Annotated in this window: 11 protein-coding genes; 4 read left to right on the top strand and 7 right to left on the bottom strand. The window is 56.9% G+C overall.

All coding sequences use genetic code 11. The features are described 5' to 3' along the window. Nucleotides 1–76 precede the first annotated feature (76 nt). Nucleotides 77–1,723, top strand: coding sequence for a Na+/H+ antiporter (locus L3069_RS01655; protein WP_022646758.1), 1,647 nt, complete (start codon nt 77–79; stop codon nt 1,721–1,723). 513 nt (nt 1,724–2,236) lie between these two features. Here the strand turns inward: L3069_RS01655 and L3069_RS01660 are convergent. Then, the gene (locus L3069_RS01660; RefSeq protein WP_038415079.1) at nt 2,237–3,124 is read right to left on the bottom strand and encodes a LysR family transcriptional regulator; all 888 of its coding nucleotides are present in this window, start codon (nt 3,122–3,124) and stop codon (nt 2,237–2,239) included. Between the two features lie 102 nt (nt 3,125–3,226). Here L3069_RS01660 and L3069_RS01665 point away from each other — a divergent pair, with 102 nt between their 5' ends. Next, on the top strand, nt 3,227–3,637 hold the full coding sequence (locus tag L3069_RS01665) for a CidA/LrgA family protein (RefSeq protein ID WP_022646760.1): 411 nt from the start codon (nt 3,227–3,229) through the stop codon (nt 3,635–3,637). Then, entirely contained in the window at nt 3,630–4,319 is a 690-nt protein-coding gene (locus tag L3069_RS01670; RefSeq protein ID WP_038415081.1) for an LrgB family protein, read from the top strand. The genes L3069_RS01665 and L3069_RS01670 overlap by 8 nt, the downstream gene beginning before the upstream one ends. A gap of 33 nt (nt 4,320–4,352) precedes the next feature. Here the strand turns inward: L3069_RS01670 and actP are convergent, their stop codons facing one another. The 3 genes from actP to acs form a co-directional block, all read right to left on the bottom strand. Further along, entirely contained in the window at nt 4,353–6,002 is a 1,650-nt protein-coding gene (actP, locus tag L3069_RS01675; protein WP_023299099.1) for a cation/acetate symporter ActP, read from the bottom strand. Then, entirely contained in the window at nt 5,999–6,313 is a 315-nt protein-coding gene (locus L3069_RS01680; RefSeq protein ID WP_038415083.1) for a DUF485 domain-containing protein, read from the bottom strand. The genes actP and L3069_RS01680 overlap by 4 nt, the downstream gene beginning before the upstream one ends. A 134-nt stretch (nt 6,314–6,447) precedes the next feature. Then, on the bottom strand, nt 6,448–8,406 hold the full coding sequence (acs, locus tag L3069_RS01685; RefSeq protein ID WP_038415084.1) for an acetate--CoA ligase: 1,959 nt from the start codon (nt 8,404–8,406) through the stop codon (nt 6,448–6,450). Between the two features lie 423 nt (nt 8,407–8,829). Between acs and gltP the strand changes: the two genes are divergently transcribed. Continuing rightward, nucleotides 8,830–10,143 (top strand): glutamate/aspartate:proton symporter GltP, encoded by a 1,314-nt coding sequence (gene gltP, locus L3069_RS01690; protein WP_022646765.1) that lies wholly within the window; start codon nt 8,830–8,832, stop codon nt 10,141–10,143. Nucleotides 10,144–10,226: 83 nt separating this feature from the next. Here gltP and L3069_RS01695 read toward each other — a convergent pair whose 3' ends face one another. The 3 genes from L3069_RS01695 to fdhF all read right to left on the bottom strand — a co-directional run bounded on the left by L3069_RS01695 (nt 10,227) and on the right by fdhF (nt 13,642). After that, nucleotides 10,227–10,901, bottom strand: a complete 675-nt coding sequence (locus L3069_RS01695; protein WP_038415085.1) for a tetratricopeptide repeat protein — start codon at nt 10,899–10,901, stop codon at nt 10,227–10,229. Nucleotides 10,902–11,022: 121 nt separating this feature from the next. Further along, nucleotides 11,023–11,175 (bottom strand): Hok/Gef family protein, encoded by a 153-nt coding sequence (locus tag L3069_RS01700; RefSeq protein WP_023299102.1) that lies wholly within the window; start codon nt 11,173–11,175, stop codon nt 11,023–11,025. Between the two features lie 319 nt (nt 11,176–11,494). Next, nucleotides 11,495–13,642, bottom strand: a complete 2,148-nt coding sequence (gene fdhF / locus L3069_RS01705) for a formate dehydrogenase subunit alpha (RefSeq protein WP_236901899.1) — start codon at nt 13,640–13,642, stop codon at nt 11,495–11,497. Nucleotides 13,643–13,697: the final 55 nt, after the last annotated feature.

A 13,697-nucleotide genomic window follows, 5' to 3' on the forward strand; every position in this document is an offset into this window, starting at 1 on the left:
TACTCTGGAGAGGATAGAATAAGAGGCACGACGCCTCAGGTTTGGCTTGAAAAGAAACACAGCAAACAGGGAACGCATGGAAATTTTCTTCACAATACTCATCATGACCCTTGTGGTCTCATTATCCGGGGTGGTTACACGCGTACTGCCCTTCCAGGTCCCCCTGCCTTTAATGCAAATAGCTATCGGCGCGCTGCTGGCGTGGCCGACGTTCGGTCTGCACGTGGAGTTCGATCCGGAACTGTTCCTCGTGCTGTTTATCCCGCCGCTGCTGTTTGCCGATGGCTGGAAAACGCCGACGCGCGAATTTCTTGAGCACGGGCGAGAGATCTTCGGTCTGGCGCTGGCGCTGGTGGTCGTTACCGTGGTCGGGATTGGTTTCCTGATCTACTGGGCCGTACCGGGGATCCCGCTTATACCCGCCTTTGCGCTGGCTGCCGTGCTGTCGCCGACCGACGCCGTGGCGCTGTCCGGCATTGTGGGCGAAGGGCGCATTCCTAAGAAAATCATGGGCATTTTGCAGGGCGAGGCGCTGATGAACGACGCTTCCGGCCTGGTCGCCCTGAAGTTTGCCGTGGCGGTAGCCATGGGCACCATGGTCTTTACCGTCGGCGGTGCAACCCTCGAATTCTTCAAGGTGGCGATTGGCGGTATCCTCGCAGGCTTTGTTGTAAGCTGGCTGTACGGTCGTTCGCTGCGCTTCCTCAGCCGCTGGGGCGGCGATGAACCGGCGACGCAGATCGTCCTGCTGTTCCTGCTGCCGTTCGCCTCTTACCTGATTGCCGAACATATCGGCGTGTCGGGCATTCTGGCGGCGGTAGCCGCGGGGATGACCATCACCCGTTCCGGCGTGATGCGCCGGGCGCCGCTGGCGATGCGTCTGCGCGCGAACAGTACCTGGGCGATGCTCGAGTTTGTCTTTAACGGCATGGTGTTCCTGCTGCTGGGCCTGCAACTGCCGGGCATTATGGAATCTTCGCTGATCGCGGCCGAAGCGGATCCAAACGTTGAAGTGTGGATGCTGTTTACCGATATCGTACTCATCTACCTTTCGCTGATGCTGGTGCGTTTCGGCTGGCTGTGGACGATGAAGAAGTTCAGCGTTCGCTTCCTGACCAAAAAGCCGATGGAGTTCGGCTCCTGGACCACGCGCGAGCTGCTGATTGCCTCTTTCGCGGGCGTTCGTGGGGCGATCACCCTTGCTGGTGTGCTCTCCATTCCTCTGCTTCTGCCGACGGGCGACGTCTTCCCGGCGCGCTACGAGCTGGTGTTCCTGGCGGCGGGCGTGATCCTCTTCTCCCTGTTTGTCGGCGTAATTATGCTGCCGATTCTGCTGCAGCATATTGATGCGGGTGACACCTCGCAGCAGCATAAGGAAGAGCGGATTGCCCGCGCGGCGACGGCGGAAGTAGCGATTGTCGCCATCGAGAAGATGGAGGAGCGTCTGGCCGCCGATGCCGAAGAGAACATTGATAACCAGCTGCTGAAGGAAGTCAGTTCACGCGTGATTGGTAATTTGCGTCGCCGTGCTGACGGACGTAACGACGTGGAAAGTTCGTTGCAGGAAGAGAACCTCGAGCGCCGTTTCCGCCTGGCGGCGCTGCGCTCCGAGCGTGCCGAGCTGTATCACCTGCGCGCGACGCGGCAGATCAGCAACGAGACGCTGCAAAAGCTGCTGCACGATCTGGATCTGCTGGAAGCGTTGTTGATAGAGAATCAGTAGCGCTGTAATTGCCCGGTGGCGCTGCGCTTACCGGGCCTACGTGCTCGATCGGTTCCCTCTCCCTGTGGGCTGAGGGTTCCCCACAAATTAATGCGAGCACTGAGCAATCCCCTCGCCCCTCCGGGGAGAGGGTTAGGGTGAGGGGAACATACGGCGGTGGTGGTCATTCCGTTCACTTTATGTTCCTTGCTACTCTGTAACGACATGACCGGTGAACGTGCCAGGGTGGCTCAGTCGCCACCACCCTGGCGACCCGGGCTCCCGGCGGAAAATCGCCGCTTCGCGGTGCCCTCGGCTTATTCCTTCCGGCTTATCGGGTACGGGCGGAGGCAACGTCCCTGTAAAGCCGCCCTCTCGGCGCATCCCTGCGCCTCGCCCCGGCCGGAAGGCAAACGCCTCAGCGATTTACAGCCGGACCAGGGCATCGCTGACAGCCCTCAGTCATTTAGAAAGCAACTTTATTGCTTCTGCATAAAAAAATTACTGGGGAACCCTCAGCCCACAGGGAGAGGGTTAGGGTGAGGGTACCCAAAACCCCTCACAGCATTGCAACCACGCCTGTGCGCTGTGCGACAGATACACCCCTTCACGCCAGATCATCCCTAACTGCCAGTGCAGATCGCTCTCCAGCGGGATCCAGCGCAGCGTTTTTTTATCCAGCCGCTCGCAGATCGGCTGCGGCAGAATGGCTATCCCCACGCCCGCCTGTACCATCGCTGCCAGAAAATCCCATTGGCCGCTGCGCACCGCAATGCGCGGCTTTACGTTGTGCTGGTTAAACAGCGCCATCAGCTGGCGGCTTAAGGCGAAATCTTCGTTGTAAATCAGCAGCGGGTGTTCGCCGAGCAGCTCGGGTTTTACTGATTCAATCTTCAGCCAGTCGCCGGAGCGCGGCACCAGCACGCACAGCGGGTGGCTGAACAGCGGCAGCGTCGCCAGGCCGCTCTCTTCTTCCACGGGAAGGGCCGTCATGGCCACGTCAAGTTCACCGTTCATCACCGCCTGCTGCACGGTCAGGCCGCCAAATTCAGAAATTTTTAGCTCAACGCCGGGATAGCGCTGGCGAAACAGGCTAATCGGCCCGGCCATCATCATGCCGACCATCGGCGGAATGCCGAGCCGCAGCAGCCCTTTTGTCAGGTGGTTGATGTCCCCAAGCTCGGCCTCCAGCTGGCGGAACTCCGCCAGAATTGCCAGCCCGCGCTCGAACACCACGCGACCGGTATCGGTCAGCAGCAGCTTGCGCCCGTCGCGGATCAGGAGGGTACAGTTCAGCTCATCTTCGAGGTTTTTCAGCATCTTACTGATGGTAGGCTGGGTTACGAATAACTTCTCCGCTGCGCGGGTAAAACTTTGCTGGCGAACCACCTCGACAAAATAGCGCAGCGTTCTTATGTCCATGATTATTCCTCGAAACTATACCTTCGATGATTTTAATTCATTTCAGTCGATACCGTACGCTCACTATACTGGCGCCTCGTCTCATTTCTGAGGAAAACCCCCATGGCCGTGGCGTTAAGCCGTGTTACGCCTGCCGTTGTTCAACGACTCCAGGTACCGGTTCAGGTACTGCTCTACGCGGGACTGTTTGTTTTTGCTGAATATCTTGTCGACTGGCTGAACCTGCCTTTACCCGCCAACCTGGTGGGAATGGTGCTGATGCTGACGCTGATCCTCTGTCGCGCGTTGCCCCTTAGCTGGGTGCGGGCCGGTGCGCGCTGGCTGCTGGCGGAGATGCTGCTGTTCTTCGTTCCGGCCGTGGTGGCGGTGGTGAATTATGCGCAACTGCTGATGGTCGACGGCTGGCGCATCTTTGCGGTTATCGCCCTGAGCACGCTGATGGTGCTGGGCGCCACCGCCTGGGTGGTGGATAAAGTGTATCGCTTTGAAATCAGCAGGCAGAAGCATGACTAACTTTCAGATAAGCGTGCTATGCCTGATTGCGACAGTCGTCATTTACTTTGCCAACAAGCGCCTGTATCGCCGCTTTCGCACGCTGCCGCTGATGCCGCTGGTCTTTACGCCGATCCTGCTGGTGCTGATGCTGGTCTTCGGCCATATCTCCTGGCAGAACTACATTGGTGAATCCCACTGGCTGCTGTGGCTGCTCGGCCCGGCGACTATCGCCTTTGCGGTGCCTGTGTATGACAACCTGGCAATTATTAAACGCCACTGGATGTCGCTCAGCGCGGGTGTCGTCACCGCGACGGTAGTGGCGGTGTGCAGCTCGGTCTGGCTGGCGCGGCTGTTTACCCTGTCTGATGAAATCCAGCGCAGCCTGGCGGTACGCTCGGTGACCACACCGTTCGCGCTGGCGGCGGCTAAACCGCTCGGCGGACAGCCGGATCTGGTGGCGCTGTTTGTGGTGGTGACCGGCGTGTTCGGCATGGCAGTGGGGGATATGCTGTTTCTGCGCCTTTCCATTCTCGAAGGGATGGCGAAAGGGGCAGGGTTTGGCGCGGCGTCGCACGGGGCGGGGACGGCACGTTCGTATGAGCTGGGACAGCAGGAAGGCGTTGTTGCAAGCCTGGTGATGATGCTCTCGGGCGTGACAATGGTATTAATCGCGCCGCTGGTGGCGTGGGTGATGTTTTAAGTTCCCCGGCCAGAGCGACCGGGGAGAAAAGGTTTAGTGCGCGCGGCCTTGCTCAACACCCAGGCCGGTTTGCGAGCGGATAAACTGGGCGCGGAATTTCTCACGCTCCAGGTTACCCTCCGGCGAGTTGTCGGTCGCTGAGAAGAACCAGATCCCAATAAACGCCACGGCAATGGAGAACAGCGCCGGGTATTCATACGGGAAGATAGCGCTTTCGTGACCGAGGATCTGCACCCAGATGGTCGGGCCGAGGATCATCAGAATCACCGCCGTCAGCAGCCCCAGCCAGCCGCCAATCATCGCCCCACGGGTGGTCAGTTTTGACCAGTACATGGAGAGCAGAATGATCGGGAAGTTACAGCTTGCCGCAATCGAGAAGGCCAGCCCCACCATAAAGGCGATGTTCTGCTTCTCGAACAAAATCCCCAGCAGGATGGCGACGACGCCCAGCACCAGTACGGTGATTTTGGAGACTTTCAGCTCATCGCGCTCGCTTGCGCCTTTGCGGAAAACGTTGGCGTAGAGATCGTGCGATACCGCAGACGCACCAGCCAACGTCAGCCCGGCAACCACCGCGAGGATGGTGGCGAAGGCCACGGCAGAGATAAAGCCGAGGAACAGGTTACCGCCTACCGCGTCGGCCAGATGCACCGCCGCCATGTTGTTACCGCCGATAAGCGCGCCCGCCGCGTCTTTAAACGCCGGGTTTGCCCCCACCAGCATGATCGCGCCAAAGCCGATGATAAAGGTCAGTATGTAGAAGTAGCCCATAAACCCGGTGGCGTAGAACACGCTTTTACGCGCTTCACGTGCATCAGACACCGTGAAGAAACGCATCAGGATATGCGGCAGGCCAGCGGTACCGAACATCAGGCCGAGACCGAGCGAGAGCGCGGATATCGGATCTTTCACCAGCCCGCCCGGGCTCATGATCGCTTCCCCTTTCGGGTGCACTGACATGGCTTCGGTAAACAGATTATTGAAGCTGAACCCGACGTGCTTCATTACCATAAAGGCCATAAAGCTGGCGCCGAACAGCAGCAGTACCGCTTTGATGATCTGTACCCAGGTGGTGGCCAGCATGCCGCCGAACAGGACGTACATCACCATCAGCACGCCTACCAGCACCACCGCGACGTGGTAGTTCAGACCGAACAGCAGCTCGATCAGTTTGCCCGCGCCGACCATCTGGGCAATCAGGTACAGCGCCACCACCACCAGCGAACCGCAGGCGGAGAGCATGCGGATGGGGCCTTGTTTGAGGCGGTATGAAGCTACGTCTGCAAAGGTGTAGCGGCCAAGGTTACGCAGGCGCTCGGCAATCAGGAACAGAATGATCGGCCAGCCGACGAGGAAGCCGAGGGAGTAGATCAGGCCGTCATACCCCGAGGTATAAACCAGCGCGGAGATCCCGAGGAACGAGGCGGCAGACATAAAGTCTCCCGCAATCGCCAGCCCGTTCTGGAAGCCGGTAATGTTGCCGCCCGCGGTGTAGTAATCGTTACGGGAGCGCACGCGTTTCGACGCCCAGTAGGTGATGTAAAGCGTTAGCACCACGAAAATCAGGAACATGATAATCGCCTGCCAGTTGGTTGGCTGGCGCTGGACCTCGCCGGTAAGGGCATCTGCCGCATGGGCAGCAAAGGGAAGTGTGGCGGCAAGCGCCGTCAGGACTCGCTTCATGATGCTTTTACCTCGCGCAGAACTTCTCTGTTAAGGCGATCGAATTCACCGTTCGCACGCCAGACATACACACCTGTCAGCACAAACGAAATAACGATAACGCCAATGCCAATTGGGATGCCGCGCGTAACGCTGGTTCCGGCGTGCAGCGGCGTACCGAGCCACTGCGGCGCAAAGGCGATCAGCAGAATAAAGCCGACGTAAATAACCAGCATGATGATGGAAAGGATAAAGGCAAACCGTTGCCGTTTTTCGACGAGCTCCTTGTAGTGCGCACTATTCTCTATCTGCTGACAAATATCGTTATTCATCACAGAGTCTCCAAAGGTAAGGTTGGTTTGTTTTTATCCCCTCTCCCCTATGGGGAGAGGGTTAGGGTGATGGAAGGAAGGTGCGGTCTGATGCCCTCACCCCGGCCCTCTCCCACGGGGAGAGGGAGAAAACACTAGGAAGGCATTGCGATGGCCTGCTTCTCTTCGAGCAGTTTGTCTACCACGCCAGGATCGGCAAGCGTTGAGGTATCACCGAGGTTGCTGGTGTCGCCTGCTGCGATTTTGCGCAGAATACGGCGCATAATCTTGCCGGAACGGGTTTTCGGCAGTGAGTCGGTCCAGTGCAGCACGTCCGGCGTGGCCAGCGGGCCGATCTCTTTACGCACCCAGTTGCGCACCTCGGTATACAGCTCTGGCGACGGCTCCTCGCCGTGGTTCAGGGTGACGTAGGCGTAGATCGCCTGGCCTTTGATGTTGTGAGGAATGCCGACAACTGCCGCTTCGGCAATCTTCGGATGCGACACCAGCGCAGACTCAATCTCCGCCGTGCCCAGACGGTGGCCGGAAACATTCAGCACATCGTCCACGCGTCCGGTGATCCAGTAATAACCGTCTTCGTCCCGGCGCGCGCCGTCGCCGCTGAAGTACATGTTTTTAAAGGTCGAGAAGTAGGTCTGCTCGAAGCGCTCATGGTCGCCGAACAGGGTACGCGCCTGGCCAGGCCAGGAATCGACGATCACCAGGTTGCCTTCGGTGGCCCCTTCCTGCGGATTGCCTTCGTTGTCCACCAGCGCGGGCTGCACGCCGAAGAACGGACGGGTGGCCGAACCGGCTTTCAACTGCGTGGCGCCCGGCATCGGGGTGATCATGAAGCCGCCGGTTTCGGTCTGCCACCAGGTGTCCATCACCGGGCACTTCTCGTTGCCGATCTTCTTCCAGTACCACTCCCAGGCTTCCGGGTTGATCGGCTCGCCCACGGAACCGAGGATGCGCAGGGAAGAGCGGTCGGTCCCTTCGATGGCTTTATCGCCTTCCGCCATCAGCGCACGGATCGCCGTTGGCGCGGTGTAGAGAATGTTGACCTGATGCTTATCGACCACCTGGCACATACGCGCCGGCGTTGGCCAGTTAGGTACGCCTTCAAACATCAGCGTCGTTGCGCCGCAGGCCAGCGGGCCGTACAGCAGGTAGCTGTGACCGGTGACCCAGCCCACGTCGGCGGTACACCAGTAGATGTCGCCCGGATGGTAGTCGAAAACGTATTTAAAGGTGGTGGCCGCGTAAACCAGATAGCCGCCGGTGGTATGCAGCACGCCTTTCGGCTTACCAGTGGATCCGGATGTATAAAGGATAAACAGCGGATCTTCCGCGTTCATCTCTTCCGGCTGATGCTGGTCGCTCGCGTTTTCAATCAGATCGCTCCACCACAGGTCTCGGCCTTCGTGCCAGTCGATGTTGCCGCCCGTGCGTTTGAAGACAATGACGTTATGGATGGATTTCACGTTCGGGTTTTTCAGCGCTTCATCGACGTTTTTCTTCAGCGGAATGCCGCGCCCGGCACGCACGCCCTCGTCAGCGGTGATCACCAGCTTTGAGTTCGAGTCGACGATACGTCCGGCAACCGCCTCCGGCGAGAAGCCACCAAAAATAACGGAGTGGATCGCGCCGATGCGCGCGCAGGCCAGCATAGCCACCGCGGCTTCCGGCACCATCGGCATATAGATCGCCACCACATCGCCTTTTTTAATGCCCTGGGCCAGCAGCACGTTGGCGAAGCGGCAGACGTCGCGATGAAGCTCTTTATATGAGATGTGTTTGCTCTGAGAGGCATCGTCGCCTTCCCAGATAATGGCCGTTTCGTTGCCGCGTTCGGCAAGATGGCGGTCCAGGCAGTTCGCCGCCAGGTTCAGCGTGCCGTCTTCATACCATTTAATGGAGACATTGCCCGGCGCGAAAGAGGTGTTCTTTACCTTCTGATAAGGTGTGATCCAGTCGAGGATGTGGCCCTGTTCACCCCAGAATGCGTCAGGGCTGGAAATGGACTGCTGGTATTTCTCCTGGTACTGCTCCGGGCTTATCAGGCAACGGTCCGCAATGTTTGCGGGAATGTCGTGTTTGTGTATTTGGCTCATGGCTTTTTTTCTCCTTGTAAGATGTTAATAATATGTCGCAAAAACGTTAATAGTAGGGGCTTTACAAGCTTTGTTTAGTATTTGGGCGACAGATCACGCAATGTCTGAAGAGTATGAAAATTGAGCGAATGAAACTTTGAAGGGAAATAATTCATCTGAAGAATTATTCACTTTTTTGTTTGTAAAAGTTTTTTCATAACAATCGGTTATTGATGTGGATTGCTATTAATTACCGTCAATGACGCTTTTTGCAGTGAAATGCCTTGTTCTTTAAGGCTTGCGCAGCATGCCGTGCAAATGATACTCATACGGCGCGTTAAAAAATCCCATAAACCAACGCAACACAATTCATACCCTTTCAGTATGTCTCCATATTCATGCAGTTTTGCTGGTGCGGAGATTTCATTGAGGAAGTCAGTTTCTATGAAAAATTTGAAAGTCAGCCTGGCCTGGCAGATCCTGCTGGCCCTTGTGCTGGGCATCTTGCTGGGCAGTTACCTCCATTACCATAGCGACAGCCGCGAGTGGCTGATTGCGAACCTTCTCTCGCCAGCGGGCGATATCTTTATTCATCTGATCAAGATGATTGTTGTGCCGATTGTGATCTCGACGCTGGTGGTCGGTATTGCCGGGGTAGGTGATGCGAAACAGTTAGGCCGCATCGGCGTTAAAACCATTCTCTATTTCGAAGTGATCACCACGGTTGCCATCATTCTTGGTATCACCCTGGCGAACGTGTTCCAGCCAGGTTCCGGGATTGATATGTCGCAGCTGGCGACGGTGGATATTTCGAAATACCAAAGCACCACCGCCGACGTGCAGAGCCATTCGCATGGGCTGATGGGGACTATCCTCTCGCTGGTGCCGACCAACATTATCGCGTCAATGGCGAAGGGCGAGATGCTGCCGATCATCTTCTTCTCGGTGCTCTTTGGTCTGGGGCTTTCTTCCCTGCCCGCGACGCACCGTGAACCGCTGGTAACGGTGTTCCGCTCTATCTCTGAAACCATGTTCAAAGTTACCCACATGGTGATGCGCTATGCGCCGGTGGGTGTTTTTGCGCTGATCGCCGTAACCGTGGCGAACTTCGGCTTTGCTTCCCTGTGGCCGTTGGCGAAGCTGGTGATTCTGGTGCACTTCGCGATCCTGTTCTTTGCGCTGGTGGTGCTGGGGATTGTGGCGCGCCTGTGCGGGCTGAGCATCTGGATCCTGATCCGCATTCTGAAAGATGAGCTGATTCTGGCGTACTCCACGGCAAGCTCCGAGAGCGTGCTGCCGCGTATCATTGAGAAGATGGAGGCCTACGGTGCACCGGCGTCCATTACCAGCTTCGTTGTACCGACCGGTTACTCCTTCAACCTGGATGGTTCAACGCTGTATCAGAGTATTGCGGCAATCTTTATCGCTCAGCTGTACGGCATTGACCTGTCGCTGTGGCAGGAAATCGTGCTGGTGTTGACCCTGATGGTGACCTCAAAGGGTATCGCAGGCGTGCCGGGCGTCTCCTTCGTGGTGCTGCTGGCGACGCTGGGCAGCGTCGGTATTCCGCTGGAAGGCCTGGCGTTTATCGCCGGTGTGGACCGTATCCTCGACATGGCGCGTACCGCGCTGAACGTGGTGGGTAATGCGCTGGCGGTGCTGGTAATCTCCAAGTGGGAACACAAGTTCGACCGTAAAAAAGCGCTGGCGTATGAACGCGAGGTGCTGGGTCGTTTTGATAAAACGGCTGACCAATGATGTAAAAATGCCGGGTGGCGGCTTCGCCTTACCGGGCCTACATAACCGTAGGCCCGGTAAGCGCAGCGCCACCGGGCAATAATTTACTCTCCGCTCAACGCATCAAACTCTTCACACCCGGTATCAAACCCTTCCGTACAGCTCAGGTTTAACCAGTAAAGCGCTTTCTGTTTATTCGGTGTGATAAAGCCTTTTTCACCCTGCCTGAACAGCATGCCTGCCCAGTACTCCGCATAACCCGTCCGGGACAGAGCCGAACTCCGCTTGAACCACGCCGCAGCCTGCACGTCATCCTGAGGGACTTCAACGCCGTTGGCATAGATCAGCCCCAGCAGCTGTTGCGCGTCTACCGCCGAGTCACTATCGATGTCTTCGGTCGCCGTTTGCAGCAGTTTAATGGCCTGCGGGTAGTCGGTCTTGCCTGCCTGCGTATTCACCAGCACCCGCGCCAGCATGATCGCGCCGCGTTTGCTGCCCGCAATGTTTGCCTGTTGGGCCAGAGCTTTGGCCTGTGCGTAGTCGCCCTGCGTAAAGAGGATTTGCGACAGCAGCGCCATGGCGTCGACATTGCCGCCTTTCGCCGCTTTCTCGGCCCACAGCGCGGCCTGCTTGCTGTCGCCGGAGCTGAAGTACGTATCGGCAAGATAATACTGGGCGCGCGCATCACCGGCTTCCGCCTGTTTTCGATACTGGCTGCCTATCTCATCGGCACGGGCAAAGGCGGTTAAAAATAACAACAACAGAAAAATGGCTTTCATGGATTCTTATCATCGGGGTACATGCCGCGCAGTATAATCGCGGTGACAGAAGAAAAAAACGGGTGCGTTAAGACCTCAGCATCCCACAAGCCGGGCGGAACACGCGTTCCACCCGAAGAGGTTAGCCTGCGTTACAGGCTAATTTCGCCGCCACCTCCTGATGTTCACTCTTTATTGAAAACTCACATAACTTACCGCGAGTAATAAAGGTAAAGATCACTATCGTCAGGCAAATAATAAAAACGATGCCTAACGCAGTTTTTAATGGCGTCATGCCTTTTACTCCTTGTGAAAAAAAGAATAAGAGGCTACTCTCAACTTGTTGGGGTTGAGGGGTAGCCTCGGGTAAATGCAAATTTCCCGGGGCTTTCCACTTTCTGTCCCTCAACAATGCTCAAGACAGAAAGTCTTAAGCACCCGCCGTATATCTTATCCCTCTGAATTAAAATGCAAAGATGTAATTAATTTTCGCGCAAATTACATTTTTCTGCGAGACGTCTTCAGAGAAATATATTGATATTATTAATAGCGATGCCAGAAATAATAATGGGGTGAATATCTCACCCCATTTAGTCAGCGATTAATTAACAGCTTCATCCCATTGCGCTTTCACGCAGGCGGGCTTTCAGCTTGTTATATTCGTCGATCACGTACTGTTCCGCTGCGCGCTGATCCGCTATGGGCTCCACGTTTACGTCGCAGTATTTATACTCCGGCGTTTTGGTTATCGGGCTTAAGTTCTCCGTCACGAGCTCGTTACAGGCGCCAATCCACCACTGGTAGGTCATATAGACCGCGCCTTTGTTCGGACGGTCGCTGACCTGCGCGCGGGTAATGATGCGGCCTTTACGCGAGTTCACCCACACCAGCGCTTCATCTTCAATACCGAGCCGTTCGGCATCGGCGGTGTTGATCTGCGCGTAGCCCGGTTCATCCGCCAGCGCCGCCAGCGCGGCGCAGTTGCCGGTCATGGAACGGCAGGAGTAATGGCCCACTTCACGCACGGTGGAGAGCACCATCGGATACTCGTCGGTGAGTTTATCGATCGGCGCGACCCAGTCGCAGGTGAAGAATTGCGCCAGCCCGTTCGGGGTGTCGAATTTTTCTTTAAAGAGGTACGACGTTCCCTGATCCGCCTCTGACTCATCCCGGCACGGCCACTGGATGTAGCCTAGCTCACCCATTTTTTCATAGGTTGCCCCATAAAAGTCCGGGCACAGATGCCGCAACTCGTCCCAGATCTCCTGGGTGTTGTTGTAGTGCATCGGGTAGCCCATGCGGGTGGCGATTTCGCTGATGATCTGCCAGTCCGTTTTCAGATCCCACTTCGGCTCGACAGCCTTGAAGAAGCGCTGGAAGCCGCGGTCTGCCGCCGTATAGACACCTTCATGCTCGCCCCAGGAGGTCGACGGTAAAATCACATCCGCCGCCGCCGCGGTTTTGGTCATAAAGATATCCTGAACAATCACCAGCTCCAGATCCTCAAACCCTTTACGCACCGCAGACAACTCGGCGTCGGTCTGGAGCGGATCTTCACCCATGATGTAGGCCGCACGCACTTCACCGTGCGCCGCGCGGTGCGGCAGCTCGCTGATGCGATACCCCGTGTGCTCAGGCAGGCTCTCCACGCCCCAGGCCTTCGCGAATTTCTCGCGATTTTCCGGGAATTTGACGTACTGGTAGCCCGGATAGGTGTCCGGCAGCGCGCCCATGTCGCACGCGCCCTGCACGTTATTCTGACCACGTACCGGGTTCACGCCCACATGCGCTTTACCCAGATTGCCGGTCAACATGGCGAGGCTGGTGAGCGAGCGCACGGTTTCCACGCCCTGGTAGAACTGGGTCACGCCCATACCCCACAGAATGGCGGCGGTTTTCGCTCCGGCGTACATCCGCGCCGCCTGGCGGATCTCCTGTGCGCTGACGCCGGTTATCGCCTCTACGGACTCCGGCGTATAGCCTTCGACAATCTTGCGATACTCTTCAAACCCTTCCGTACGGCTCGCGACAAACGCCTGGTCGTAGAGGTTCTCCTCAATAATGACGTGCCCCATCGCATTCAACAGCGCGATGTTTGAGCCGTTTTTCAGTGCGATGTGCATATCGGCAATGCGCGCGGTTTCAATTTTGCGCGGATCGCAGACGATGATTTTCGCCCCGTTCTGTTTGGCGCGAATCACGTGATTCGCGACGATAGGGTGAGAATCCGCCGGGTTATAGCCGAAGATGAACACCAGATCGGTGTTATCTATCTCGTTGATGGCATTACTCATTGCGCCGTTACCGACCGACTGGTGCAGACCTGCAACCGATGGGCCGTGTCAGACGCGAGCGCAGCAGTCGACGTTATTGGTACCAATAACGGCGCGCGCGAATTTTTGCATCACATAGTTGGTTTCATTCCCGGTTCCGCGTGAGGAGCCGGTGGTCTGAATCGCATCCGGGCCATACTTGGCCTTGATGGCGCTAAGGCGCGTGGCAACATAATCCAGCGCTTCATTCCAGGAGACGGCTTCCAGCTTGCCGCCGCGCTCGCGGCGGATCATAGGGGTTTTCAGGCGCGGGGTGAGGATTTGGGTATCGTTAATAAAATCCCAGCCGTAGTACCCTTTCAGGCACAGCGTGCCCTGATTGGTTTTACCCTGCGCCGCTTCCGCCCGGACGATTTTGCCGTTATCGACCACCAGGTGGATCTTGCAACCTGAGGCACAATAAGGGCAAACCGTGACGACTTTTTTCATCACTTTGCTCCAGTTAAACAGTTCTTACCTGCCCAATATGCAGCTTCTATGCCAT

The sequence above is a fragment of the Enterobacter cloacae complex sp. ECL411 genome (assembly GCF_021869665.1).
Taxonomy (GTDB): domain Bacteria; phylum Pseudomonadota; class Gammaproteobacteria; order Enterobacterales; family Enterobacteriaceae; genus Enterobacter; species Enterobacter intestinihominis.

Coding starts and splice junctions, on each gene's coding strand:
- L3069_RS01680 (WP_038415083.1), bottom strand. CDS start 6,313: ATGAATAACGATATTTGTCAGCAGATAGAGAATAGTGCGCACTACAAG.
- L3069_RS01700 (WP_023299102.1), bottom strand. CDS start 11,175: ATGACGCCATTAAAAACTGCGTTAGGCATCGTTTTTATTATTTGCCTG.
- L3069_RS01655 (WP_022646758.1), top strand. CDS start 77: ATGGAAATTTTCTTCACAATACTCATCATGACCCTTGTGGTCTCATTA.
- L3069_RS01695 (WP_038415085.1), bottom strand. CDS start 10,901: ATGAAAGCCATTTTTCTGTTGTTGTTATTTTTAACCGCCTTTGCCCGT.
- acs (WP_038415084.1), bottom strand. CDS start 8,406: ATGAGCCAAATACACAAACACGACATTCCCGCAAACATTGCGGACCGT.
- L3069_RS01670 (WP_038415081.1), top strand. CDS start 3,630: ATGACTAACTTTCAGATAAGCGTGCTATGCCTGATTGCGACAGTCGTC.
- gltP (WP_022646765.1), top strand. CDS start 8,830: ATGAAAAATTTGAAAGTCAGCCTGGCCTGGCAGATCCTGCTGGCCCTT.
- actP (WP_023299099.1), bottom strand. CDS start 6,002: ATGAAGCGAGTCCTGACGGCGCTTGCCGCCACACTTCCCTTTGCTGCC.
- L3069_RS01660 (WP_038415079.1), bottom strand. CDS start 3,124: ATGGACATAAGAACGCTGCGCTATTTTGTCGAGGTGGTTCGCCAGCAA.
- L3069_RS01665 (WP_022646760.1), top strand. CDS start 3,227: ATGGCCGTGGCGTTAAGCCGTGTTACGCCTGCCGTTGTTCAACGACTC.